Here is a 24,949-nt window from a genome sequence, read left to right as displayed (position 1 = left end):
CCTCACTTCGCCGTCTGCCGGGTCTCCTGCGAGGGATCCGCGGGGAAGTCCGCACCCCGGTCGGACTGTTCCCGCAGTGACTGCTCGGCGGCGCCGGAGCCGTCGGGCCAGCCGCCGGGCGGCGGCGGCAGCACGAACCAGTAGAAGCCGTGACCGGGCAGGGTGAGCAGGTAGGGCAGCTCGCCGATCGCCGGGAACTGCACCCCGCCCATGCACTCCACCGGGGTGCAGCCTTCGAAGCGGCGCAGGTCCAGCTCCACCGGCTGCGGGAAGCGCGAGAGGTTGTTGACGCACAGCACCCGGTCGTCGCCGTACTCGCGCACGAAGGCCAGCACGCTGGGGTTGGAGGCCGGCAGCTCCACATACGAGCCCAGCCCGAACACCGGGTGCCGCTTGCGGATCTCGATCATCTTGCGGGTCCAGTTCAGCAGCGAGCCGGGGTTGCGCTGCTGGGCCTCCACGTTGACCGCCTGGTACCCGTAGATCGGGTCCATGATCACCGGCAGGTAGAGCCGGGCCGGGTCGCAGCGGGAGAAGCCGGCGTTGCGGTCGGGCGTCCACTGCATCGGGGTGCGCACGCTGTCGCGGTCGCCCAGCCAGATGTTGTCGCCCATGCCGATCTCGTCGCCGTAGTACAGCACCGGCGATCCCGGCAGCGACAGCAGCAGCGCGGTGAACAGCTCCAGCTGGTTGCGGTCGTTGTCCAGCAGCGGGGCCAGCCGGCGCCGGATGCCGATGTTGGCCTTCATCCGCGGGTCCTTGGCGTACTCGGCGTACATGTAGTCCCGCTCTTCGTCGGTGACCATCTCCAGCGTCAGCTCATCGTGGTTGCGCAGGAAGATGCCCCACTGGCAGTTCTCGGGGATCTTGGGGGTCTGCGCCATGATCTCGGAGATGGGGTAGCGCTGCTCGCGCCGCACCGCCATGAAGATCCGCGGCATCACCGGGAAGTGGAAGGCCATGTGGCACTCGTCCCCGCCGGTGGCCGGGTCGCCGAAGTACTCCACCACGTCGGCCGGCCACTGGTTGGCCTCGGCCAGCAGCACCCGGTCCGGGTACAGCCGGTCCACTTCGGCGCGCACCCGCTTCAGATAGGCGTGGGTCTCCGGCAGGTTCTCGCAGTTGGTGCCCTCGCGGGCGTACAGGTAGGGCACCGCGTCCAACCGGAACCCGTCGATGCCCAGGTCCAGCCAGAACCGCAGCACCTCCAGCATCGCCTCCTGCACCGCCGGGTTGTCGTAGTTGAGGTCCGGCTGGTGGGAGAAGAAGCGGTGCCAGTAGTACTGGCCGCGCACCGGGTCGTAGGTCCAGTTGGACACCTCGGTGTCGACGAAGATGATCCGCGCGTCCGGGTACTTGTCGTCGGTGTCGGACCACATGTAGAAGTCGCCGTACGGCCCGTCGGGGTCCGTGCGGGACGCCTGGAACCAGGGGTGCTGGTCGCTGGTGTGGTTCATCACCAGGTCGGCGATGACGCGGATGCCCCGCCGGTGCGCCTCATCGACCAGCTCCACGAAGTCGCCCAGATCGCCGAACTCCGGCAGGATCTTGGTGTAGTCGCTGATGTCGTAGCCGCCGTCCCGCAGCGGCGACTGGTAGATCGGCAGCAGCCAGATGCAGTCGATGCCCAGCCACTGCAGATAGTCCAGCCGGTTGATGAGGCCGCGCAGGTCTCCGGTGCCGTCGTCGTTGGAGTCGCTGAACCCGCGCACCAGCACCTCGTAGAAGACCGCGTGCTTGTACCAGTAGGGGTCGCGCGGCTTTTCGTGGGTGAAGGTGTCGGGGATGGGGTCCCCGGTCATCTGCACCGCGTCGGAGGGCACGTCGCCGAACGACTCGGCCACGTGCTCGGCGTGGGTGTGGCCTCGCAGGTCGGGGCCGCTGTGTTCCTCCGGCATCAGGCCGGACGGCGTCTCGGTCAACTCTTGCTGCTCCGAAGCGTGAGGATGTGGGCAGGGTGAACGTGCGGGTCGAGCCGCACATAGTTGGACTGGCCCCACTCGTAGGTCTCGCCGGACAGCTCGTCGGTCACCGCGAACCGGTCCGGCCAGTCCAGCCCGAGCGCGGGCATGTCCAGGTGGACGGTGGCCTCGCGGACCTGGTGGGGGTTGAGGTTGACGACGACCAGCACCACATCGCCCTCCAGGCGCTTGGAGTAGCAGATCAGCTCCGGCTGGTCGACGTGGTGGAAACGCAGGTTCCGCAGCCTGTGCAGTGCGGGGTGCTCACGCCGGAAGGCGTTGAGCTTGGTGATCAGCGGGGTGATGGTGCGGCCCTCGCGTTCGGCCGCCTCCCAGTCCCGGGGCCGGTACTGGTACTTCTCCGAGTCCCGGTACTCCTCGCTGCCGGGACGCAGCGGGGTGTTCTCGATCAGCTCGTACCCGGCGTACATGCCCCAGGTGGGTGAGAGCGTGGCGGCCAGGATGGCGCGGATCTCAAAGGCCGGCCGCCCGCCGTGCACCAGGTACTCGTTGAGGATGTCGGGGGTGTTGACGAACACGTTCGGCCGCATGTAGACCGCCGCGTCCCCCGACAGCTCCCGGAAGTACTCCTCCAGCTCCTGGCGGGAGTTCTTCCAGGTGAAGTAGGTGTAGGACTGGTGGAAGCCGATCTTGGCCAGGGTGTGCATCATGGCCGGCCGGGTGAACGCCTCGGCCAGGAACAGCACGTCCGGGTCGGTGGAGGCGATGTCGGCCAGCAGCCGCTCCCAAAAGTGCACCGGTTTGGTGTGCGGGTTGTCCACCCGGAAGATCCGCACCCCGTGGGACATCCAGAACCGGACGATCCGCTTGACCTCCTGGTAGATGCCCTCCGGGTCGTTGTCGAAGTTCAGCGGGTAGATGTCCTGGTACTTCTTGGGCGGGTTCTCGGCGTAGGCGATGGTGCCGTCGGCGCGGCGGGTGAACCATTCGGGGTGCTCGGTGACCCAGGGGTGGTCGGGGGAGCACTGCAGCGCCAGGTCCAGCGCCACCTCCAATCCCAGCTCGCCGGCGTAGGCGACGAACGCGTCGAAGTCCTCGATGGTGCCCAGGTCGGGGTGGACGGCGTCGTGCCCGCCCTCGGGCGAGCCGATCGCCCACGGGGAGCCGGGGTCGTAGGGGCCGGCGGTGAGACTGTTGTTGGGGCCTTTGCGGAAGGTCCGCCCGATGGGGTGGATCGGCGGCAGGTACACCACGTCAAAGCCCATGGCGGCGATGGCCGGCAGCCGTTTCATCGCTGTTCGGAACGTTCCCGACATGGGGCCGCGGCGTCCCATCGGGTCGAAGGAGGCCCCTTCCGAGCGGGGGAAGAACTCATACCAGGAGCCGTACAGCGCCCGCTCGCGGTGCACCGCCAGCGGGAACCACTCGGTGGTGGTGACCAGTTCGCGCAGCGGGTAGCGCAGCAGCAGGTCGCTGATGTCGGGGGCGAGCGCCGCCTCCAGGCGTTCGCGGCGGGGGATGGTCGGGTCGGCCAGGTCGCGGGCCAGGCGGGAGACGGGCGGGCGCTCGTGCGCGGGCATCTGCTCGGCGGCCCGCTCGAACAGCCGGGCGCCCTCGATGAACATCAGCTCCACGTCCTGGCCGCGCGGGATCTTGATCTGCGCGTCGTGCCGCCAGTGCGCGATCGGGTCGCCCCAGGCCTCCACCCGGAAATGCCACATGCCCGGCTCGGTCGGGGTGACCTCGGTGGCCAGCCGGTCCAGCCCCGGGGCGATCTCGCGCATGGGCAGCGGCGGGGAGATCACGCCCGCCGGGTCGCGCAGCACCACCCCGGCGCCCAGCTTCTCGTGTCCTTCGCGGAACACCGTGGCGCTGACCTCGAAGGTCTCGCCGACCACCGCCTTGGCGGGCCAGCGGCCGCAGTTGACCACCGGCTGCACGTCCAGGATCGGGATCCGTCCGATCACAGTTTTGGCAGACACCGTCGCTTTCCGTGAGGGGCGGTTTTTGGGCAAATTCTGATCCCTTTCGATCTCCTGGTCAACCCGCATACCTCACCCCTTGCCTGATCATTGCCGCCAAAACGGGAACAATCGCCCGGCCATCGGTCATCCAGAGATGACATGCCCGCCCTCGAGGCCGGATCGCGCAGCCGCTCACGTTAACTTTCGGCAACGTCTTGCGCTCAGTCCCCTTTGCCCGGCGGGCGGGCACGTCAGGGGCCGGTATCGCGGCGGTGAAGCCCGCGGCCCGCGCGGGCGGGCGCAGGACGGCCGATCTTCCCGTCCCATGGGGCCGGACGGCCCGGGAACGATCGACAACGGCAGTATTCGGTAACCCTTGCCCGGAACCGGCCGGGTGGGGGTCGCCAGGTGAGCCCTCCAACGCATAGCGTGAGCAGACGTGAAGGCAATCCGACGACTCACCGTCCGCACCGTCCTGCCGGAACCGCTGCGCGGCCTGGAGGAACTCGTCCTCAACCTGCGCTGGTCATGGCACCACGAGACGCTGGACCTGTTCCGTTCGGTGGACCCCGGACTGTGGGAGTCCGTCCAGCAGGACCCGGTCCGGCTGCTCGGCGAGGTGGACCCGGCCCGCCTGGCGGCGCTGGCCGAGGACCGCCGCTTCCTGCGCCGGCTGGACGCCGCCCTGGACGATCTGCACGACTATCTGACCTCGCCGCGCTGGTACCAGAGCGCCGGCGCGGACGGACCCGCCGCCATCGCCTACTTCTCGCCCGAGTACGGCATCACCGCGGCGCTGCCGCAGTACTCCGGCGGGCTGGGCATCCTGGCCGGCGACCACCTCAAGACCGCCAGCGACCTGGGCGTGCCCATCATCGGGGTGGGCCTGCTGTACCGGCACGGCTACTTCTCCCAGTCGCTGTCCCCGGACGGCTGGCAGCTGGAGCACTACCCGGCCATCGACCCCAACGGGCTGCCGCTGACGCTGGTGCGCGAGGACGACGGCGCCCCGGTGCGGGTCTCCATCGCCCTGCCCGAGGGCCGCGTCCTCAACGCCCAGGTCTGGCTGGCCCGGGTCGGGCGGGTGCCGCTGCTGCTGCTGGACTCCGACGTGGAGGACAACGACCCGGCCGCCCGCGACGTCACCGACCGGCTGTACGGCGGCGGCACCGAACACCGGCTGCTGCAGGAGATGCTGCTGGGCATCGGCGGGGTGCGGGCCATCCGCGCCTACTGCCGCATCAGCGGGCACCCGGCCCCGGAGGTGTTCCACACCAACGAGGGCCACGCCGGGTTCCTGGGCCTGGAACGCATCCGCGAGATGATCGCCGACCACGGCCTGTCGTTCGACGAGGCGCTGGAGGCGGTCCGCGCCGGGACCGTGTTCACCACCCACACCCCCGTCCCGGCCGGCATCGACCGTTTCCCCCGGGAGCTGATCGGCAAGTACTTCGGCGGGTCGGCCGCGCTCGGCGAGGTGCCGGTGGACCGGGTGCTGAGCCTGGGCGAGGAGACCTACCCCGACGGCGACCGCACCGTGTTCAACATGGCCGTCATGGGCATGCGGCTGGGCCAGCGGGTCAACGGCGTCTCCCGGCTGCACGGCGAGGTCAGCCGGGAGATGTTCGGCGGCCTGTGGGGCGGCTTCGACACCGACGAGGTGCCCATCGGCTCGATCACCAACGGGGTGCACGCCGAGACCTGGGTGGCCCGCGAGATCATGGACCTGGCCGCCCGCGAAGTGCCCTCGATCATGGAGGGCCACGGTTGGAACGGTGTACTGGACGTCCCCGAAAGCGAGATCTGGCGGGTGCGCCGCATCCTGCGCGAGCGGCTGGTGCTGGACGCCCGCCGCCGGCTGCGCGCCTCCTGGAAGCAGCGCGGCGCCTCCGAGGCCGAGCTGGCCTGGATCGACGAGGCCCTCGACCCGGACGTGCTGACCATCGGGTTCGCCCGCCGGGTGCCCTCCTACAAGCGCCTGACGCTGATGCTGCGCGACCCCGACCGGCTGCGCGCGCTGCTGCTGGACCCCGAACGCCCGGTGCAGATCGTCATCGCCGGCAAGGCGCACCCGGCCGACGAGGGCGGCAAACGGCTGATTCAGGACATCGTCCGCTTCGCCGACTCCGAGGACGTGCGGCACCGCATCGTCTTCCTGCCCGACTACGACATGGCGCTGGCCCAGGTCATGGTGGCCGGTTGCGACGTGTGGATGAACAACCCGCTGCGCCCGCTGGAGGCCTGCGGCACCTCCGGGATGAAGGCCGCCCTCAACGGCGGGCTCAATTTGTCCATCCGGGACGGCTGGTGGGACGAGTGGTACGACGGCCAGAACGGCTGGGCGATCCCCTCCGCCGACGGCCTGTCCGACCCCGACCGCCGCGACCAGCTGGAGGCCGCCGCGCTGTATGAGCTGATCAGCGACCATGTGGCGGTGATGTTCTACGACCGCGACGGCGCCGGGCTGCCCCGCCGCTGGCTGGAGATGGTCAAGCACACCCTGGCCACGCTCGGCCCCAAGGTGCTGGCCACCCGGATGCTGCGCGACTATGTGCGCGAGCTGTACACCCCGGCGGCCCGCTCGGCCCGCGCCATGGCGGCCGACGGCTACGCCGGCGCCCGGGAGCTGGCGGCCTGGAAGCACCGGGTGATCAAGGCCTGGCCCGGTGTCGCGGTCGACCACGTGGAGTCGGCGGGGGAGGAGAGCCCGCACGTCGGCGAGCGCCTGACGGTGCGCGCGGTGGTCAACCTGGGCGACCTGAAGCCCGAAGACGTGCTGGTGGAGGCCGTCTACGGACGGGTGGACGCCTCCGACTCCATCGTCTCCCCGTCCCACCTGGAGCTGACCGGCGAGGGCGGTGAGAACGGCCGGATCCGCTACACCGGGGAGATCCCGCTGGACCGCACCGGCCCCTTCGGCTACAGCGTCCGCGTCGTCCCCCGGCACCGGCTGCTGGCCGGCCCCGCCGAACTGGGCCTGGTCGCCCTGCCGCCGGCACCGGTGGGGATGACCAACGGCGACCTGCGCTGAGCGAGGCGACCGGAGCGGACCACCGCGCACCCGCCGGCCCGCTCAGGCGGGCGGCGCCGGCGTGCCCGCCGAAGCGGTGCCGATCGCCCGGTGAGCCTCTGCAACGCGCCGTTTCCGCAAGCCGCAGGACGCCGCCCCGGGCACCCTTTCGCCGGGCGGCGGGCGCCGCAGGGCTTTCGGCCTGCGCCCGGCACGGAAGAGCGGCCATATGGACGCCGCTCACGCGCGGGACATCGCCTCGTAGGCCGGTCTCAGCACGTCGGTCAGCGGGCGGCGACGGATCTTGATCGCCGGCGGGTCCAGCAGCTGCAACAGCAGGTCGGGCGGGGCGGGCGCGGCATGCTCGCGCGGCTCGGCCGGGGCGGGGCCGGCCGTCCAGAACCCGGCGGCGCGCAGCGGCTCGTCCCCGACGTCGAACGGATCGGGCGCGTCCTTTGCGGACGCCTGGCGCAGCCCGTGCAGCAGCCGCTCCCGTGAACCTCCCCGCCAGGTGAGGAGCAGGGACGGATCGCGGTCGAACGCCTCGGCGAGCAGGCAGAGCACGGCCGCCGCATGCTCGCACGGCTCCCCGTAGCCGGGGCACTCGCACATCAGGTGCAGGTCATGGGGCGAGTCCGGCAACAGCGGCACGCCCGCCTGAGCGAACGCCCATTCCAGTTCCGGCGGCGTCTCCCCCTCCAGCAGGCGGGCGCGCAGCAGCGGCTGGGAGGCCAGTTCCGCCGCCACCGCCCGCCAGGAGTCCTCATCGATGGGGCCGACGCCGATCGCCACCCCGTACGGTTCCGGCCCGAACACCCGGGCGCTCACCTCATGGGGACGCACCCGAAGATCCTTCACCCGCCCCTGACGCGCGTACGTCCACCCCCGGTGCAGCCGGCCGTGATCGGTGAACGACCCCAGCACGTCCAGGAAGCGCCGCGACCACCACATCCGCCCGGCGTCGTCACCCGCCGCGGCGGCCCCTCCGTCACCCGCCGTCAACCGCTCACCGCCTCCGGCGACAGCCGCAGCACCTCGCGCAGCTCGGCCACCGACAGCCGGGTCAGCCAGTCCTCACCGGTGGCCACCACGCTGCCGGCCAGCGCCTTTTTGCGCTCGATCATCTCCTCCACCCGTTCCTCCAGGGTGCCGACGCAGATGAGCTTGCGGACCTGCACATCGCGGGTCTGGCCGATGCGGAAGGCCCGGTCGGTGGCCTGGTCCTCCACCGCCGGGTTCCACCAGCGGTCGATGTGCACCACGTGATTGGCCGCCGTCAGCGTCAGGCCCGTCCCGGCGGCCTTCAGCGACAGCAGGAACACCGCCGGCTCCGCCTCCTCCTGGAAACGCCGGACCAGCTCATCGCGCACGCGGCGGGGCGTGCCGCCGTGCAGCCACAGCACCGGGCAGCCCAGCCGCGCCGCCAGGTACGGCTGCAGCATCGCGCCGAACTCGGCGTACTGGGTGAACGCCAGCGCTTTTTCGCCCCGCTCGACGACCTGGGCGCAGATCTCCTCCAGCCGCTCCAGCTTCCCCGACCGGCCCGCCAGGCGCGAGCCGTCCCGAAGCAGCTGCGCCGGATGGTTGCACACCTGCTTGAGCCGGGCCATCGTCGCCAGCACCAGCCCGCGCCGCGCCGCGCTCGAGCCGGCCTCGGCGATCTGCGCCAGCATGTCGTCCACCGTCGCCTGGTACAGCGACGCCTGCTCGGCGGTCAGATTGCAGTAGACCTTGATCTCCTGTTTGTCCGGCAGGTCGGAGATGATCGCAGAGTCGGTCTTCAGCCGCCGCAGGATGAACGGCCCGGTGATGCGCCGCAGCTCGGCCAGCGCCCGCCGGTCGCCCCGCTCCTCGATGGGGACGGCGAAGCGTTCCCGGAAGACCCGCCGGGGGCCCAGCAGCCCCGGGTTGGCGAACTCCATGATCGACCACAGCTCGGTCAGGTGGTTCTCCACCGGGGTCCCGGTCAGCGCGATGCGGGTGCGCGCCGGGATGCTCCGCACCGCCCGCGCCTGCAGCGTCCCGCTGTTCTTGAGCGCCTGGGCCTCGTCGCAGACCACCCGTTCCCAGGTGATCCCGGCGAGCAGGGCGGCGTCCCGCGCCGCCGTCCCGTAGGTCGTCAGCACCAGGTCGGCCCGCGCCGCGGCCTCGGCCAGCGCTTTGCCCCGGTGGCGTCCGCCGCCGTGGTGGACGTGGACCCGCAGCCCGGGGGTGAACCGGGCCGCCTCCCGCTGCCAGTTGCCCACCAGCGACATCGGCAGCACCGCCAGCGTGGGCGCGACATCGGGGTTGTGCAGACGCTCGTGGACCAGCAGCGCCAGCGTCACCACCCCCTTGCCCAGGCCCATGTCGTCGGCCTGGATCGCCCCCAGTCCGAGTGAGCTCATGAACGCCAGCCAGGCCAGGCCCCGCTCCTGGTAGGGACGCAGCGTCCCCTTGAAACCCTCCGGCGTGGCGATGGGGGTCAGCCGCCGTTCGGCCTGGCCCGACAGCAGGTCCGCCAGCGGCCCGTCGGCATCGACGCCCAGCAGGGGCAGGGCGTCGCCGCCGGCGTGGACGGCGGCGCGCACCACCTGCCCGGCGGACATGGCGCCGGTGCGGGGGCGGCGCAGGAAGTCCAGCGCCGCCTCCAGCTGGGCCTCGTCCAGCTCGACCCACCGGCCGCGCAGCCGGACCAGCGGGGCCTTGAGCCGGGCCAGCTCGGTCAGCTCCTCCTCGGTCAGGGGCTGGTCGCCGATGGCCAGGTCCCAGCGGAAGTCGAGCAAAGTGCCCAGGTCGAAACCGGAAGAGGTGACGGCGCCCGGTTCGGGCCGGGTGCGGGCGGTGAGTTTCAGCCCGAGCCGGGGCCGGTCGCCCCAGCGGGGGAGCAGCACGCCGAAACCGGCGGCGGCCAGCAGCGGGGCGGAGCGGCGCAGGAACCGGAAGGCGCCGGTGACGTCCGTGCGCAGTTCGGCGGGGGCGGGGCCGCGCAGGGCCGCGGCCAGCTCGGGGAACAGCCGCAACGCCCGGCCGAGCCCGCTCAGCAGGGCCTCGGCGGCCTCGGGCAGAAAGGGGGCGCCGCCCGCCCAGACGGTGGCGGCGGGGACGTACAGGCTGGGGTCCTCGGTGCTCTGCAGGGCGAACTCGATCCGCCAGGCGTCGCGGTCGCCGGCCGGATCGGGCTCGATCAGCCGGAAACAGGTGCGCAGCGGGCCGGGCGGCCCGGCGGAGGCGGCCCAGGCCGCCAGCTCGGCGCTCAGCCCGTCCAGGTCGTCGCCGGGCTCCCGCAGGACGCGGGGGTCGGGGCCGGTGAGCGCGGACGCCCAGCGTTCGGCGAGGGGCGGCGGGCCGGCCGCCCCGCCTCGGCGCGGTGGCAGCAGCGGGTGGGGGACGACGCCCCGCACCACCGTGTCGGTGAGGCAGCCGAGGGCCTCGCCGAGCACCCGCCCGGCGGGCCGTCCGCCGTCGGCCGCGCGGCAGGCGGGCGGCATCGCGGCGGCCAGCGCTTGGATGAAGGCGGGATCGACCAGGGCGGGCCGCCAGCGGGCGACCGCTTCCCCGTCCTCGCGCAGCAGGGCGGGCAGCACCCGGCCCTGCCGGACGAGCTGCGCGGCGATGCCGGCGAGCAGGGCGAAGAACCGCAGATCGTCCCCTGCGGCGACATCGGCGGCGCGCTCGGTGTGCCCCAGCAGCGCCATGGCGGTCAGCGGGGCGAGCGCCCGCGCCGGCACCCTCCAGGACTGCAGGCGCGGCTCTGCGCCCGCTTCGGGTGACGCCTCGGAGGAAAGGAGCGGACGGCCCGTGACGGTCGGCAGCAGCAGGTCGAGGGTGATCGGTGGGGCGTCGGCGGTGAACGGCGCATAGGAGGTGCCGTCGAAGTCGGCGGTGGCGCAGGGGTGCCACCGGGGGCCGTCTGCTCCGCCGGGGCCGCCGGGCCGTTCGGCCCACAGGCACAGGGCGCCGCCGTGCCAGACGGCGTGGGCGATGAGCATCGGTCATGGCCCCCCGGACGAGGACGGCTGCAGGCGGCCACAGAAGTTAGCAGCGGGCTCTGACATCCCGGGGGTCACTGCGGCACGAGGAGTACCATCCCGGGCATGCATCAGGAATTCCGGACAGCCCTGGTGACGGGCGCCTCCAGCGGCATCGGCGAGGCGTTCGCGGCGCTGCTGGCGGCGCGCGGCACCGACCTGGTGCTGGTGGCGCGCCGCGCGGACCTGCTGGAACGGCTGGCCGGCCGCCTGGCCGAGCGGCACCGGGTGGGGGTGCAGGTGCTGCCCGCCGACCTCACCGACCCCGCCCAGCTGGAGCGGGTCGAGCGGAAATTGCGCGGTGAACCGGTGGACCTGCTGATCAACAATGCCGGTTACGGCGCGTTCGGGGCGTTCGCCGAGATTCCCTTGGAAGACCAGCTCAAGGAGATCGACCTGAACGTGCGGGCGGTGGTGCGGCTGACTTACGCGGCACTGCCGAGCATGATCGAACGCGGGCGGGGCGGCGTGCTCAATGTGGCCTCCATGTCGGCCTTCACCCCGTCCCCGGGAAGCGCGACATACGGGGCGACCAAAGCGTACGTGCAGGCTTTCACCGAAAGCCTGCACGCGGAATTGCAGGGCAAGGGCGTGCACGTGACGGCGCTGTGCCCGGGGTTCACCCGCACGGACGAGACCGCCGGCCCCAATCTGCTGTGGCTGCGGCGCGTGGACGTGGCCCGCGCGGGGCTGGAGGCGGTGGCCGCCGGACGCGCCTTGTGCGTGCCCGGAGGGCAGTACAAAGCGCTGCTGCCCCTGTTGCGCCTGGCGCCGCGTTTTCTGCTGCGGTCGGCGGTCAATCGGGCGTGGCAACTGGCGGCCGAGACAAAAATCGGCGACTGAAGTGCGCACGATGCGCATAGCCGGTGCCGCCGGGATCCCCCTACGGTGAGCGGACCGCCGTCGGCGCGATCATTTCCCCCATGCCCGGAAGGGTGAGACATGGCCTCCACGCCCGTTGCGAAAAGCCGGTTCGAGCTGCTGATGGAGCTTGAACCGGTGGTGGAGAGGGAACTCGACCGGCACCTGGCCATGGCCGACGAGTGGTTCCCGCACCAGTACGTCCCCTGGAGCCGGGGACGCGACTACGACGGCCCGCTGGGCGGCGAGGAGTGGCGGCCCGAGGACTCCGCGATCAGCCCCGAGGCCCGGGAGGCGCTGATCGTCAACCTGCTCACCGAGGACAACCTGCCGGGCTACCACTACGCCATCTCCCGGATCTTCGGCCGGGAGGGCGCCTGGGGCGCCTGGGTGAACCGGTGGACCGCCGAGGAGAACCGGCACAGCACGGTCATCCGCGACTACCTGACGGTGACCCGCGCGGTCGATCCGGTGGCGCTGGAACGGGCCCGCATGAGGCACATGCAGGGCGGCTATGAGCCCGACCACGGCGAGGACCTGCTGCGCGGCGTGGCCTACGTGTCGTTTCAGGAACTGGCCACCCGGGTGTCGCACCGCAACACCGGAAAGGCGTCCGGCGACCCGGTCTGCGAGCAGATGATGGCGCGGGTGGCCAAGGACGAGAACCTGCACATGATCTTCTACCGGAACCTGCTGGAGGCGGCGTTCCAGATCGATCCCGGCCAGACCATGCGCGCCGTCACCGACGTGGTCAAGGCGTTCCAGATGCCCGGGCACACCATCGACGGCTTTTTGCGCAAATCGGTGGCCATCGCCAACGCCGGCATCTACGACCTGCGGCTGCACCACGACGATGTGCTGATGCCGGTGCTGCGTAAATGGAAGGTCTTCGAGATGAGCGGGCTGACCGCCGAGGGCGAGCGGGCCCGTCAGGAACTGGGCGAATTCCTGGAGCAATTGGACGCGGCCGCCACCAGGTTCGAGACGCGGCGGGCCGAGCGCCGCGCCCGGCGGGCCGCCCGGGGCGAGTGACGGCGGCCCCTGTGAAGCCGCCCGCGCCCGGGAACCTCGGCCGCTTCGGCGGCGTCCAATGATTGCGTAAGGACGCATCCGGAGGCCCTCACCCGCTCCCGTCCGCCCTTTCACCGGGGCGTCCGTCCCGGACCGGCGGGAGACCGGCGAGCCGGTGGACGAAACGCCGGCCGCAGCGGGCCGGGACGATCCGGTGGAACCGCCCGGTGCGGCGGGCGAAGATAGGGTGGCGGCAGCGATGAAGGGGGTTGTCACGTCCGGGGAGCGCATCGGCCGGTACCGCCTGATCCGCACGCTGGGCGAAGGCGGGATGGGGGTCGTCCACCTGGCGGCCGACCCCGAGGGCCGCAAGGTGGCGATCAAGGTGCTGCGCTCCGCGGTGGCCGGGGACACCGTCGCGCGGCGGCGGCTGGCCCGCGAGGTCGACTCGATGCGCCGGGTGCACAGCCCGCATGTCGCCGAGATCCTGGACGCCGATGTCACCGCGCCCCAGCCCTACATCGTCACCCAGTACGTGCCGGGCCGCACCCTGGAGGAGGTCGTGGAAGGGCCCGACGGAGGCCCGCTGCAGGGCGCGGCGCTGCAGCGGCTGGCGGTCGGGCTGGCCTCGGCGCTGTCGGCGATCCACGGCGCCGGGATCATCCACCGCGACCTCAAGCCCGGCAACGTGATGCTGCTGGACGGCGAGCCCATCGTGATCGACTTCGGGATCGCCCAGGCCGCCGACGCCACCCGGCTGACCGCCACCGGCATGGTGATCGGCACCCCCGGCTACCTGGCTCCGGAGATCCTCGAGGGGGAGGACGCCGGGCCGCCCTCGGACGTGCACGCCTGGGCCGCCACGGTGGCGTTCGCGGCCACCGGCCGCCCGCCGTTCGGCTCCGGCCCGTTCGAGTCGATCTTCTACCGGATCCTGCAGGGACAGCCGGATCTGGACGGGATGCCCCCGGCGCTGCAGCCGCTGATCCGGTCGGCGATGGCGCGCGACCCCTCCCAGCGGCCCACCGCGGTCGAGCTGGTGCAGATGGCCCGGCGGATCCACCTGGAGGCCACCATCACCGACCAGACCCGGGTGGACGCCTCCTCCTGGATGCCGGCCCCGCCGGAGCGGACCGGCCAGACCTCGCCTTCGCGGCCGGACCGGACCGCGCCGCTGCCGGCTCCTCCGCCGGCCCCGGGGCCGCTGTCCGGTCAGGCGCCGCCCGCGCCCGCCCAGCCGGAGGACTTCCGCGGGCTGCTGCCGCCCGCGGCGCCGCCTCCGGGGCCGCCGCCGGGCCCCGCCCCTTACGGCCGTCCCTACGAGCAGACCCCTTACGAGCAGGCCGCCTACGGGCAGGGCCCCTACGGTTCCCATCCCCTCTCCCAGGTCCCGCCGCCCGCCGCCCCGCCGGACCCGCAGCCGCAGCCTCAGCCGCGCGGCCCGGCGCCGCCTCCTTATGACCCGTACGCGGCGCCGGTGAGCGAGCGCCCCGCACAGGCCCCGGCGGCCCCGGCGACCAGCCCCGACCCGCCGCCCAAGCCGTACGGCTGGTACCGCTTCCTCAGCTTCACGGTGCTGGCCGCGCTGCTGGGCTTCGCCTACCTGGTGCCGGTGCTGGCCGTGCTGGTCACCATCGGCGGGGTGCTGGTGCTGCGGATGGGCGACTGGGCGGCCAAGGGCATGGACGACCGCCGCACCAGGCGCGGCCCGCGCGCCGGTGATGTGCTGGGCGCGCTGGTGCGGGCGCCGCTGGGCCTGCCGGGGGCGGTCATGGTCACCGGCATGCTGTCGGCTGCGGCCCTGTGCACCGCCTCCGTGCTGTTGATCGCGCTGCTGGTGACCATGCCGCAGATCAGTGCCGCCAAGGGCATCGCGTATGCGGTGATGCTCGTCATCGGCCTGCTGTGCCTGGCGCCGGGCAGCGGCGCCCCGCGCCGCCAGCTGGTGCGGCTGTGGGGGGCGGTGGCGCCCCGCCGGGAGATCGCCGCGCCGCTGGCGCTGGCACTGTCACTGTTCGCGGCGGTGCTGATCGGGCTCTCCTATGGCGGCACCCCCGACACCTACCCGGTGGAGGGCCTGAGCGCGCGGTTGGAGGAGCTGCGCGACGGCATCCGGGACCTATGGCCCTGGTGACGGCGCGCCCGCCGGCCGGGCGGGACCGGCAGACGGCCTACGGCCCGCCGCGGGCCCGCTAGGGTCGGGGGCGGGCGGAAGCCGCGCCCCTGAAGCGGCCCTGCTCCGCCCCTGGCTTCCGCACCGGCTGCGCCGTTCCGCGTGACCTTGTGCCGTGTCTCCCTCTTCTTCCGGAGGGGGAGATCTCCCCGCTCTAGGAGTTCTGATGAACCAGCCTTCCAGAGAACTCGTCCCCGGCGGTCGGATAGGCCCCTACCGCCCGCTGTCCCTGCTGGGCGAGAGCGACGCGGGCGTGGTCTACCGGGGCACCGATCCGTCCGGCCGGGATGTGGCGATCAGGGTGCTGCGGCCGGAAGCGGTCAGCGGGGCGGCCGCGCGGCGGCGGCTGGAGCATGAGATCGCGGTGATGCGCCGGGTGCTCAGCCCGCATGTGGTCGATGTGCTGGACGGGGACGCCTCCGCCGAGCGGCCGTATGTGGTCAGCCGCTTCGTCCCCGGGCGCGGGCTGGATGTGCTGGTGGCCGAGGAGGGGCCGCTGCGCGGCGGCGCGCTGCGGCGGCTGGCCCTCGGCCTGGCCAAGGCCCTGGTCGCGATCCACGAGGCCGGAGCGGTGCACCGCGACCTGAGCCCCGCCAATGTGCTGGTGGTCGGGGGAGAGCCGGTCGTCATCGATTTCGGCGTCGCGCAGGCGGTGGACCCCGCCCGGCCGGTTCGGGTGCGCCCTCACCTGGCACCGGAGGTCCGCGACGGCGCACCCGCCACGCCCGCCTCCGACGTGTACGCCTGGGCGGCGACCGTGGCGTTCGCCGCGACCGGCCGCGCGGAGGTCGGGGACGGGGCGCCGGCGGAGGTGCCCGAGCCGTTGCGGGCCGTGCTGCGCGATGCGCTGCGGGCCGACCCGGATGCCCGGCCCACGGCCGCCGAACTGGTCAAGGCGGTGGACGCGGCGGACCTGGGGCCGCAGGAGGCGACCCCGGTCGTGCACGAGCCGGTCCGGTCGACGCCGGTGGAGCGGGCCGTGCGGGCCGCCGCGCCGCCGCGGTCGGCGCGGCCGCGGCCGACGGTGGGGCACGCCTGGTCGCGGCTGCTGGCGGTGCTGGCGGTGGTGCTCATGGCCGCGGTCGCCATCGTGATGCCGGTGGTGGGGATCGTGGCGGCCACGGCGGGGGCGCTGGCGCTGCGCACCTGGGATGCGGCGGCCCTGCGCGGCGGTTCCGGCCGCGCGACGCCGGCTGTGGGGGACGCGGCGCGGGCGGCGCTGTGGACGGCGCTGACGCTGCCCTACGCCGCCGTGGCCGCGGCGGCGGTGGCCTTGGCGCTGGCGTCGCTGGTCATGGTGGGGGTGCGCACTCCGGCGATGGACGCCTGCGCCTGGGGAGCGGGCGCGGGGGCCGCCGTCTTGTGGAGCGGTCCGGGGGTGCGGGCGCCGCGCCGGCAGCTGGAGCGGTTGTTCGGGACGCTGGCGCCGGAGCCGGCGCGGATCGTCCCGGTGGGGGCCGTGCTGGGCGTGCTGATCTTCGCCGCGGTGGTCGGCGCGGTGTCGCTGACCCCCAGTTTCGCCCCGATGTACGGCCTGCAGAACTCGGTGATCGCCGCTTTGGACCGGTTCCAGAGCGCGCTGCCCTGAGCGTCCGTTTCAGGGCTCCGCAAGGGGGCCGTAAGGTGATACCGGTCACTTCGCGGAGTGCTGCCGGATGCGTCTGTTGTGTGGGCAAATGTCGTGGTTGTGGCCGGTGGCCCCGCGGTGACCGGGGGATTTGCCGCGATGCTACTCGCCGGTAACATCTAGGTGCACGGTCCAAAGCCGGGACCCGGAGCCGAAGCCTGTTCGGGTATTTGGCAGTCTGTAGCCCATCAGCTCGCGTCGACCCGCCCGGGCGGCGCCCCGCCCGCTTACGGCGGCCAGAGGAAATGCAGGGAGGTCGGTCGACGGCCATGAACATCGTCGTCTGCGTCAAGCAGGTTCCCGACACGGAGAGCCCGCGCAAGTTGAAGCCCGAGGACAGCACGCTCGACCGCGGTGCCGCGGACGGCGTCATCAACGAGCTCGATGAGTACGCCATCGAAGAGGCGCTGCTCATCAAGGAGAAGCACGGCGGGGAGGTCACCGTCGTGACCATGGGCCCGGAGAAGGCCACCGACTCCATCCGCAAGGCGCTGGCGATGGGCGCCGACAAGGCCGTCCACCTGGTCGACGACGCGCTGGCCGGCAGCGACGCGCTGGGCACCTCCTACGCCCTGGAGAAGGTCCTCGGCCGCACCGGCTTCGACCTGGTGATCCTGGGCTCGGAGTCCACCGACGCGCGCACCGGCGTGCTGCCGGCCATGCTGGCCGAGCGGCTGGGCGTGCCGCAGCTGACGCTGGCCTCCAAGGTCGAGATCGACGGCTCGGCCATCAAGGTGCAGCGCGTCACCGACTACGGCTACGACAAGGTCGAGGCCAGCCTGCCGGCGGTCGTCAGCGTGGTCGAGAAGATCAACGAGCCGCGCTACCCCTCCTTCAAGGGGATCATGGCGGCCAAGAAGAAGCCGGTCGAGACGCTCGGCATCGCCGACCTCGGCATCGAGGCCGACAAGGTCGGCCTGGCGGGCTCCGCCAGCGAGGTGACCGACTTCGCCGAGGCCCCGCCGCGTGAGAAGGGCCAGATCGTCACCGACGAGGGCGACGGCGGCGTCAAGATCGCCGAGTTCCTCGCGTCCAAGAAGTTCATCTGAGCGAGGAAGGGGACAGTACGACATGGCAGAGGTTCTCGTCCTCGTCGACCACATCGACGGCGAGGTCAAGAAGGTCACCCTGGAGCTGCTGACCGCCGCCCGCCGGCTCGGCGAGCCGGCCGCGGTGTGGATCGGCCCCGGCCTGGAGAACGCCAAGGACAAGCTGGCCGAGTACGGCGCGGCCAAGATCTACGTGGCCGCCGACGAGGAGCTGACCTCCTACGTGGTGGCGCCCAAGGTCGAGCTGCTGGCCAAGCTGGTGGCCGACAAGTCCCCGGCCGGCGTGCTGGTGGCCGCCACCGGTGAGGGCAAGGAGATCGCCGGCCGCCTGGCGGTCAAGCTCGACTCCGGCGTGCTCACCGACGTGGTGGACGTCGCCGAGGGCTTCGTCGGCGAGCACTCCATCTTCGGCGGTGCGGTCATCGCGCACGCCAAGGTCAAGCGCGGCACCCCGATCGTGGCGGTGCGGCCCAACGCCGTCGCCCCCGAGCCCGCCCCGGCCACCCCGGCCGAGGAGCAGGTCTCGGTGACCCTGTCGGACGCCGCCAAGGCCGCCAAGATCGTCGAGAAGGTGGTGCAGGAGAAGGGCGAGCGCCCGGACCTCACCGAGGCCGCGGTCGTGGTCTCCGGTGGCCGCGGCGTCGGCAGCGCCGAGAACTTCAAGATCATCGAGGACCTGGCCGACGCGCTCGGCGGTGCGGTGGGCGCCTCCCGGGCCGCCACCGACGCCGGCTGGTACCCGCACCAGTTCCAGGTCGGCCAGACCGGTAAGACGGTCTCCCCGCAGCTGTACATCGCGGTCGGCATCTCCGGCGCCATCCAGCACCGGGCCGGCATGCAGACCTCCAAGACGATCGTCGCCATCAACAAGGACCCCGAGGCGCCGATCTTCGAGCTGGTCGACTTCGGTGTGGTGGGCGACCTGTTCCAGGTGGCCCCGCAGCTCACCGAGGAGATCAACAAGCGCAAGTAAGCTCGCCGCGAGCTGAGGGCGTTGCGCAAACGGCCGGTGGCCTCCCGCCACCGGCCGTTTCGCCGTCTTCGGGAGCCTTTCCCAGCGCCTGAGCGGGTCCGGACGGCGGGTACACCGCACCGCCACACCCATGGCACCCCCGGGATGTTCTTGGAACAGCAGGGCACCGAAACCACGTTGTTGGTTGCGTGTAGGACTTTGTGCCACCGCCACGCCCGCCGGAGAAAGGACTCTCCTTTGAGGTCTCACACCAGCTCCGCAGGCGCCGCATCGGACCGCGAGCCCGGTGCCCACCACCGGCAGGCGCGACGCCGGGCCGGGCGTCGCCGCCCCGGTGCCCTCGCCCTCCCGAAGGCCGCGCTCAAGGAGGCCCGGTGAGCGCGGTGGCCGATCCGAGCGGGTGGGCCCGGCCGCCGGGCAGGCTCAGCGCCGCGCCCCGGCCGCATCCGGTCCCCTCCGACGGGGAGGCGACGCTCACCGTCGAAGAGGTCGCCGAGCTCGGCGACCGGCTGCGGGCCAACGTGGCGGGCGCCGTGCGGATGCCCGCCGACGTGCTGGACGTGGTGCTGGCGACCGTCCTGGCCGGCGGGCACCTGCTGGTGGAGGACCACCCCGGGGTCGGCAAGACCCAGCTGGCCCGCTCCCTGGCGCGCAGCCTGGACGGCCGCTTCTCCCGGGTGCAGGCCACCGTCGACCTGCTGCCGGCCGACATCATCGGCGCCAACGTCTGGCAGGCCGACGCCGCGGCCTTCGAGTTCCGGCCCGGCCCGATCTTCGCCAACGTGGTGCTGGTGGACGAGATCAACCGCGCCACCCCCAAGACCCAGTCCGGCCTGCTGGAGGCGATGCAGGAACGCCAGGTCACCGTGGACGGCGTCAGCCGGCCCATCCCGCCGCCGTTCGTGGTGATCGCCACCCAGAACCCCAGCGCCGGCTACGACGGCACCTACCCGCTGCCGCCCGCCCAGCTGGACCGCTTCCTGTCGGTGGTCTCCCTGGGCTACCCCACCCCCGAGCAAGAGGTGGCGCTGCTGCGCGCCGGCCCCGAACCGCAGGTGAACGCGGTCACCGACCCGGCCCACCTGCTGGCCGCCCAGCGGGCCGTCGCCGCGGTGCACGCCTCCGACCCCCTGCTGCGCTACATCGTGGACCTGCTGGCCGCCACCCGCGCCCACCCCCTGGCGGCCGTGGGCGCCAGCCCCCGCTCCGGGCTGCTGCTGCTGGCCGCCGCCCGGGCGGTGGCCGCCATGGACGGCCGGGCGTTCGTGCTGCCCGACGACGTGCAGGCGGTGGCCCGGCCCGTGCTCACCCACCGGATCCAGCCGTCCGGCACGGCCCCCGCCGACGCCCGGGCCGAGGTCGTCGAGGACGCCTTGCGGCGGGTCCGGGCCAGATGACGGCGGGGTGAGGCGCCCATGCGAGCGCTGATCTGGCTGAGCTGCGCCGGCGCATTGGCCCTGGCCGCCGGGGCGCTGCCGTCGCTGGCGCTGTTCGCGCTGGCCGTGGGAATGGTGATCATGGTGCTGTGGGCGGCCGTCACGGTGCTGGCGGCGCGCTCGCGCCTGAACGCCACCCGGCTGATCGCCGAACGGGAGATCGGTGAGGACCGGCCGCTGCGGATGCGCCTGGACCTCGGCCTGCCCGAGCGGCTGCCGGTCCGCGTCCAGGTGCGCATCACCCGGCGCGCCTGGGCGGAGCTGGAGCCCGCCGGCGGCGTCGTGGAGGTGCCCATCGGCCGGCGCGGCGCCTATCGCATCCAGCCCACCCGGCTGCGGATCAGCGACGCGCTGGGCATCTTCCGCCTCACCGTCGAGGTCGGCGAGCGCGAGAAGGTGCTGGTCCTGCCCGTCCCCGACGGCGGCGGGCAGCCCGCGCCCGCGCCCGGCCGGGCCGTTGAGCACACCGAGCCCGACGGGCTGCGGCCGTATGTGCCGGGCACCCCGGTCAGCCGCATCCACTGGCTGTCCCTGGCCCGCGGCATGGAGCTGCACGAGCGGCGCATGGGGCCCGCCGCCGTCCGGGCTGCCGCTGGTGGTCGTCGACACCCACGGCGCCGGCGAGGCGGAGGTGGACTGGGTGGCCCGGGCCGCCGCCGGGCTGGTGCGCACCCTGTCCAGGTCCGGCGGGTGCGCGGTGCTGCTGCCCGGGGAGAGCGCCGCGACGCCGGTCGAGGACGAAGAGTCCTGGCGGGCGCTGCATCGCCGCCTGGCCCTGCTGGAGGCCGGCGACCGGCCCGCCCGTCCGCCGGCTGGCGCCATCGTCGTCCGCTTCCCGCCGGACCGGACGGTGGATCCGCCGCCGCCGCTGCCGCCGGGCGTGGTGCCGCTGCCCGCCGGGAAGGGACGGCCGCGATGATCCGGGCGGCCGGACTGCTGGCGGCCGCCGCGGCGGCGATGGGGGCCTGGTCGGCGCTGCTGGGCACGGCGGTGCTGTGGGGCTGCCTGGTCGCCGCCGTCGCCGCCGCCGTGGTGGCCTGGGGGCGCACCGCCACCCGGGCGGTGGGCGCGCTGCTGCTGCTCTGGCCGCCGATGGCGCTGCTGGCCGGCGGCGTCCAGCCGGACATGCTGTGGCCCCGCCGCTGGCCGCAGCTGCTGCTGTCGCTGTCGGACGGGCTGCAGCGGCTGTCGTCGCTGGGGCCCGGCCGCGCCGCGGGCGACCCGTGGCCGGCGGCGGTGTGGCTGCTGCTGGTCGGGCTGCTGTGGCTGTCGGCGGCCGGCCTGTCGGTCACCGCGCCGCGCTCGCGGCCCCGGCAGGCGCTGTCGCTGGCGCTGGTGGCGCTGCCATGGGTGATCGCGGTGGCGCTGCGGCAAAGCGACGAGGTCTCCTGGCAGGGGGCGGCGATGGTGCTGGCCGTGCCGCTGTGGCTGGCGCCGCCCGGCGGCCGGGCCGCCCGCCCGATGGTCGCGCTCGGCACGGCCGCCGCGCTGGGCGCGGCCGCGCTGGCGCACACCCTGGGACCGCGCGGCCAGTGGCTGGCCATCGACGACCTGATCGATCGGGAACCGCAGTTCACCACGCTGGACACCACCCAGACCTACGGGCCGCTGTATGGGCGCCGCACCGGCGCGGCCATGCTGGAGATCTCTTCGCCCCGCCCGGCGCTGTGGCGGATGCAGGTGCTGGAGCGGATCGGCTGGCGCGGCTGGGAGACCGGGGGCCTGCCGGATGAGGACCTGCCCGAGCCGGCCGCCCGTCCCGTCGAGATCGAGGTGCGGGTCCGGGGCCTGCGCAACGACATGGTGGTCTCCCCGGGCCGGATCATCAGCCTGCAGGCCGACGGGCGGGTCGACTCGGGGGCGGGGGAGTCCTGGCGGATCACCCCGGCGCCGGACGCCGGGGACGTCTACCGGGTGCGGGCCGCGGTGGTCACCGCCGACCCCGCTACCTTGCGCACCGTGCCCTGGCCGAACTCCGACCCCCGGCTGGAGGAGTACACCCGCGTCCGGGAACGCCGGCCCGGCGGGATGTGGATGGGCGGACGGCAGGGCGAGTTCGGCCCCTATGCCGATCCCGGCTTCGGAGGGCACGGCTACCTGGGGTACTCGCTGTACGACGAGGTGGCCGTGATGGCGAGGGCGGTGACGGCCGGGGCCCGCAACCAGTTCGAGGTCGTCGAGCGGGTGCAGCGCTACCTGACCGAGGGCGGCCGGTTCCGCTACGACACCGACGTGGAGCGCACCTCCCGCGTCCCGCTGGTGGACTTCCTGCTGCGCACCCGCACCGGCTACTGCCAGCACTTCGCCGGGGCGGCGGCGCTGCTGCTGCGGCTGGCCGGGGTGCCCGCCCGGGTGGTCGCCGGCTTCGCCACCGGGCTGGAGCAAAACGGCCGGTACGTGGTGCGCGACGCCGACGCCCACGCCTGGATCGAGGTGTACTTCTCCGGTGTCGGCTGGGTGCCGTTCAACCCCACTCCGGCCGATGCCGATGCCGTGGTGGACCCCTCCCTGGACCCGTTCGCCCCGCCCGCCGCCGGCGGCGGGCGGCAGGGCCCGGTGCTGCTGCCCGCCGTGCTGCTGGGGCTGGTGCCGGCCGTGGTGCTGCTGGTCACCGTCCGCCGGCGCGGCCCGGGTGCCTCCGGTCTGCGCGGCGGGCGCGCCGACCGGCTGCTGGAGCGGCTGGCCGGCCATGGCGGCGAGCCGGTGACGCCCGGCACCACCTGGGGCGGGCTGCGCGTCCGCCTGGCCCGCCTGGGGCCGAACATCGCCGCCGTGGCCGCCGAGCTGGAACGCGCCCGCTACGCCCCCGGCCCGCGGGCGCCGGTCCGCCGTCTCGGCCTGCGCATCGTCCGGGCCCTGGTCGCCGACCTGGGCCCGCTGCGGGCGGCCCGCGTGCTGGTGGCCGCCGTCGTCCGCACCGGCCCGTGAGCGACCCGGCGGGTCAGGCGGCCTTGCCGAGGGCGGGCTCGGCCGGGCCCGGCACCGGGTGCTCCGGTGCCCGGTCGGCGAGGTACTCGTGGGAGGCCAGGTCGGTGCCGGCGGCGATCGGCAGCAGCCGGGCGCCGGCGGCGACCAGCAGCGCCGCCACCACGACCACGCCGAGCCCGGCGCGCAGCGAGGTCGCCTCGGCCAGGAAACCGATGAGCACCGGGCCGAGCAGCAGCCCGCCGTAGCCCATCGCGCCGACCTGGGCGACCGAGGCGGCCGAACGCCCGGGGGCGGCGGTGCCGGCCAGCGAGATCATCGTCGGCACGATGGTGCAGACCGCCAGCCCGGTCACGAAGAACCCGGCCAGCGCCACCGGCACCGTGGGGGCGGTGAGCACCACGCCGGCCGCGGCGGCGGTGCCCAGCCCGGCGGCCACCAGCAGCCGGCGGGTGCCCAGGTGGGTGCGCAGCCGGTCGCCGGCCAGCCGCCCGGTCAGCATGGCGGTCTCAAAGAGCGGGTAGCCGAGCGCCGCCAGCCATTCGGGGGCGCCCAGCTCCCCGTGCAGCAGCAGCCCGCTCCAGTCGGCCACCGCGCCCTCGGCCATGAAGGCGATGAACGCCAGGGCGCCGATCAGGTAGACCGGCATCGGCAGCCGCTGCCGCCTTTCGCTCCGCGCGCCGGGCGCGGCGGGGGAGTCGGGCAGGTAGGTCCGGCCCAGCGCCAGCGCCGCCGGCAGCGCCAGCGCCGCCGTGCCCAGCAGGGACTGGGTGAACGACAGTCCCGCCAGGGCGGTCAGCGCGCCGGCCGCCCCGCCGGTCATCGCGCCCACGCACCAGCCGGCGTGCATCCCGCTCATCAGCGGCCTGCGGTAGGCCCGTTCCACCACGCTCGCCTGGGCGTTCATCGCCACGTCCGTGACCCCGAAGGCCATGCCGAAGGCGGCGAGGGCCGCCAGCAGCAGCCCATAGGAGGGAGCCAGCGCCACCAGCACGGCGGTGGCCGCCGACAGCGGCAGCGACACCCGCAGCATCGTGCGGCTGCCGAGCCGGGCGATCACACCGCGCAGCCCCTGCATGGCCGCCAGCGCGGCCAGGCCCCACACCAGCAGCACCATTCCGATGGCGCCGGGGCCGACGTGAAGCTTGTCGGCCAGCGCGGGCATGCGGGCCACCCACACGCCGCACAGCAGGCCGGTGAGGGCGAAGGTCAGGAAGGTTCCCAAACGCGCCCAGCGCAACATGGCTCACTCCTTTCTCAGCGGTTTGCACAGTGACCGGCTCAGGCGGCCGGTGGGGAACGACGGGCACCGGGCAGGCGGGCGCGGCGGGCCGGGCCGGCCCGTGCCCGTGACGGGGCGGAAGAGGATCAGCGGGGGCGGAACGGGCAGGACGGGGCGTCCTGTGGCCTTCGGCGGTCAGACGGGGCGGCTCAAGGGGCCACCATGCTCAGCAGCCGCTCTTGGAGGGCGGCCAGCTGCTGCTCATCGAAGGCGTCCGGGGCGTGGCTGAGCACCTCCCACAGCCCTTCGGCGGCCAGGCGGACCACCGTGGAGGCGAGCGGGTCGGGCTCGTGGTCGGGGTTGATCCGGTGCCAGCGGGCCATCGCCTCGCGCAGCGGCGCGATCAGCTCCGGGTCGCTGGCCGCGGCGGTGATCGCCGACCATCGTCGGCTGGTCCGCGCGCCCTGCCGGCCGGTCAGCACCTCGAAGGTGGCCTTGACGTAGGCCCGGGTGTAGGAGCCGGGAGAGCCGTCGTCGTAGTCGGCCACCAGGTCGTCGAACTCGTCGATGACCCGGGTGACCATCGCCTTGATCAGCGCTTCCTTGGTGGGGAAGTGGTAGAGGAGCCCGCCTTTGCTGACCCCGGCGCGCTCGGCGACGGCGGCCAGCGTGAGCGCCTGCGTGCCGTGCTCGAACAGCACGGCCTCGGCGGCGTCCAGCAGGGCCTCTCTCTTCATAACGAACGTTACTGTACCGTCCGGACGGT

The 24,949-nt window shown here is 73.4% G+C and carries 15 protein-coding genes; 9 read left to right on the top strand and 6 right to left on the bottom strand.

What is annotated here, in order from left to right; translation table 11 throughout:
* Positions 1-2: 2 nt before the first annotated feature.
* Entirely contained in the window at positions 3-1,802 is a 1,800-nt protein-coding gene (treS, locus tag TCUR_RS17665) for a maltose alpha-D-glucosyltransferase (protein ID WP_052305695.1), read from the bottom strand.
* 116 nt (positions 1,803-1,918) lie between these two features.
* On the bottom strand, positions 1,919-3,889 hold the full coding sequence (locus tag TCUR_RS17660; RefSeq protein ID WP_217265543.1) for an alpha-1,4-glucan--maltose-1-phosphate maltosyltransferase: 1,971 nt from the start codon (positions 3,887-3,889) through the stop codon (positions 1,919-1,921).
* 436 nt (positions 3,890-4,325) lie between these two features.
* Between TCUR_RS17660 and glgP the strand changes: the two genes are divergently transcribed.
* The gene (gene glgP / locus TCUR_RS17655) at positions 4,326-6,917 is read left to right on the top strand and encodes an alpha-glucan family phosphorylase (protein WP_012853901.1); all 2,592 of its coding nucleotides are present in this window, start codon (positions 4,326-4,328) and stop codon (positions 6,915-6,917) included.
* Between the two features lie 219 nt (positions 6,918-7,136).
* Here glgP and TCUR_RS17650 read toward each other — a convergent pair whose 3' ends face one another.
* Together TCUR_RS17650 and TCUR_RS17645 are read right to left on the bottom strand one after the other, a co-directional pair.
* The gene (locus TCUR_RS17650) at positions 7,137-7,898 is read right to left on the bottom strand and encodes an SWIM zinc finger family protein (protein WP_012853900.1); all 762 of its coding nucleotides are present in this window, start codon (positions 7,896-7,898) and stop codon (positions 7,137-7,139) included.
* Positions 7,895-10,867 (bottom strand): DEAD/DEAH box helicase, encoded by a 2,973-nt coding sequence (locus TCUR_RS17645; protein ID WP_012853899.1) that lies wholly within the window; start codon positions 10,865-10,867, stop codon positions 7,895-7,897. The genes TCUR_RS17650 and TCUR_RS17645 overlap by 4 nt, the downstream gene beginning before the upstream one ends.
* Before the next feature lie 105 nt (positions 10,868-10,972).
* On the opposite strand from TCUR_RS17645, the gene TCUR_RS17640 reads away from it, so the two are divergent.
* The 8 genes from TCUR_RS17640 to TCUR_RS17605 all read left to right on the top strand — a co-directional run bounded on the left by TCUR_RS17640 (position 10,973) and on the right by TCUR_RS17605 (position 22,964).
* A complete protein-coding gene (locus tag TCUR_RS17640; protein WP_012853898.1) occupies positions 10,973-11,749 on the top strand; it encodes an SDR family NAD(P)-dependent oxidoreductase in 777 nt (258 codons plus the stop codon).
* Positions 11,750-11,848: 99 nt separating this feature from the next.
* Positions 11,849-12,799 (top strand): acyl-ACP desaturase, encoded by a 951-nt coding sequence (locus tag TCUR_RS17635; RefSeq protein ID WP_012853897.1) that lies wholly within the window; start codon positions 11,849-11,851, stop codon positions 12,797-12,799.
* A gap of 238 nt (positions 12,800-13,037) precedes the next feature.
* Positions 13,038-14,912 carry a serine/threonine-protein kinase gene (locus tag TCUR_RS25080; RefSeq protein ID WP_012853896.1) on the top strand — a complete coding sequence of 625 codons (1,875 nt, stop codon included), beginning with the start codon at positions 13,038-13,040 and terminating at the stop codon, positions 14,910-14,912.
* A gap of 205 nt (positions 14,913-15,117) precedes the next feature.
* On the top strand, positions 15,118-16,539 hold the full coding sequence (locus tag TCUR_RS25075; RefSeq protein ID WP_012853895.1) for a serine/threonine-protein kinase: 1,422 nt from the start codon (positions 15,118-15,120) through the stop codon (positions 16,537-16,539).
* A gap of 308 nt (positions 16,540-16,847) precedes the next feature.
* Positions 16,848-17,627 carry an electron transfer flavoprotein subunit beta/FixA family protein gene (locus TCUR_RS17620; protein WP_012853894.1) on the top strand — a complete coding sequence of 260 codons (780 nt, stop codon included), beginning with the start codon at positions 16,848-16,850 and terminating at the stop codon, positions 17,625-17,627.
* Between the two features lie 22 nt (positions 17,628-17,649).
* Complete coding sequence (locus tag TCUR_RS17615; RefSeq protein ID WP_012853893.1) at positions 17,650-18,600, top strand: electron transfer flavoprotein subunit alpha/FixB family protein; 951 nt, start codon at positions 17,650-17,652, stop codon at positions 18,598-18,600.
* A gap of 374 nt (positions 18,601-18,974) precedes the next feature.
* Positions 18,975-19,997 carry an AAA family ATPase gene (locus TCUR_RS17610; protein ID WP_012853892.1) on the top strand — a complete coding sequence of 341 codons (1,023 nt, stop codon included), beginning with the start codon at positions 18,975-18,977 and terminating at the stop codon, positions 19,995-19,997.
* A gap of 18 nt (positions 19,998-20,015) precedes the next feature.
* Positions 20,016-22,964, top strand: a complete 2,949-nt coding sequence (locus TCUR_RS17605) for a transglutaminase domain-containing protein (RefSeq protein WP_012853891.1) — start codon at positions 20,016-20,018, stop codon at positions 22,962-22,964.
* Positions 22,965-22,977: 13 nt separating this feature from the next.
* Here TCUR_RS17605 and TCUR_RS17600 read toward each other — a convergent pair whose 3' ends face one another.
* Positions 22,978-24,204: an MFS transporter gene (locus TCUR_RS17600; protein WP_012853890.1), complete on the bottom strand. Its 1,227-nt coding sequence runs from the start codon at positions 24,202-24,204 to the stop codon at positions 22,978-22,980.
* Positions 24,205-24,392: 188 nt separating this feature from the next.
* Positions 24,393-24,920 carry a TetR/AcrR family transcriptional regulator gene (locus TCUR_RS17595; RefSeq protein ID WP_012853889.1) on the bottom strand — a complete coding sequence of 176 codons (528 nt, stop codon included), beginning with the start codon at positions 24,918-24,920 and terminating at the stop codon, positions 24,393-24,395.
* Positions 24,921-24,949: the final 29 nt, after the last annotated feature.

Origin of the sequence: Thermomonospora curvata DSM 43183, assembly GCF_000024385.1 — a bacterium.
Taxonomy (GTDB): domain Bacteria; phylum Actinomycetota; class Actinomycetes; order Streptosporangiales; family Streptosporangiaceae; genus Thermomonospora; species Thermomonospora curvata.
The sequence above is the reverse complement of the archived record's forward strand: the minus strand, read 5'-3'. Positions and strand labels throughout refer to the sequence as shown.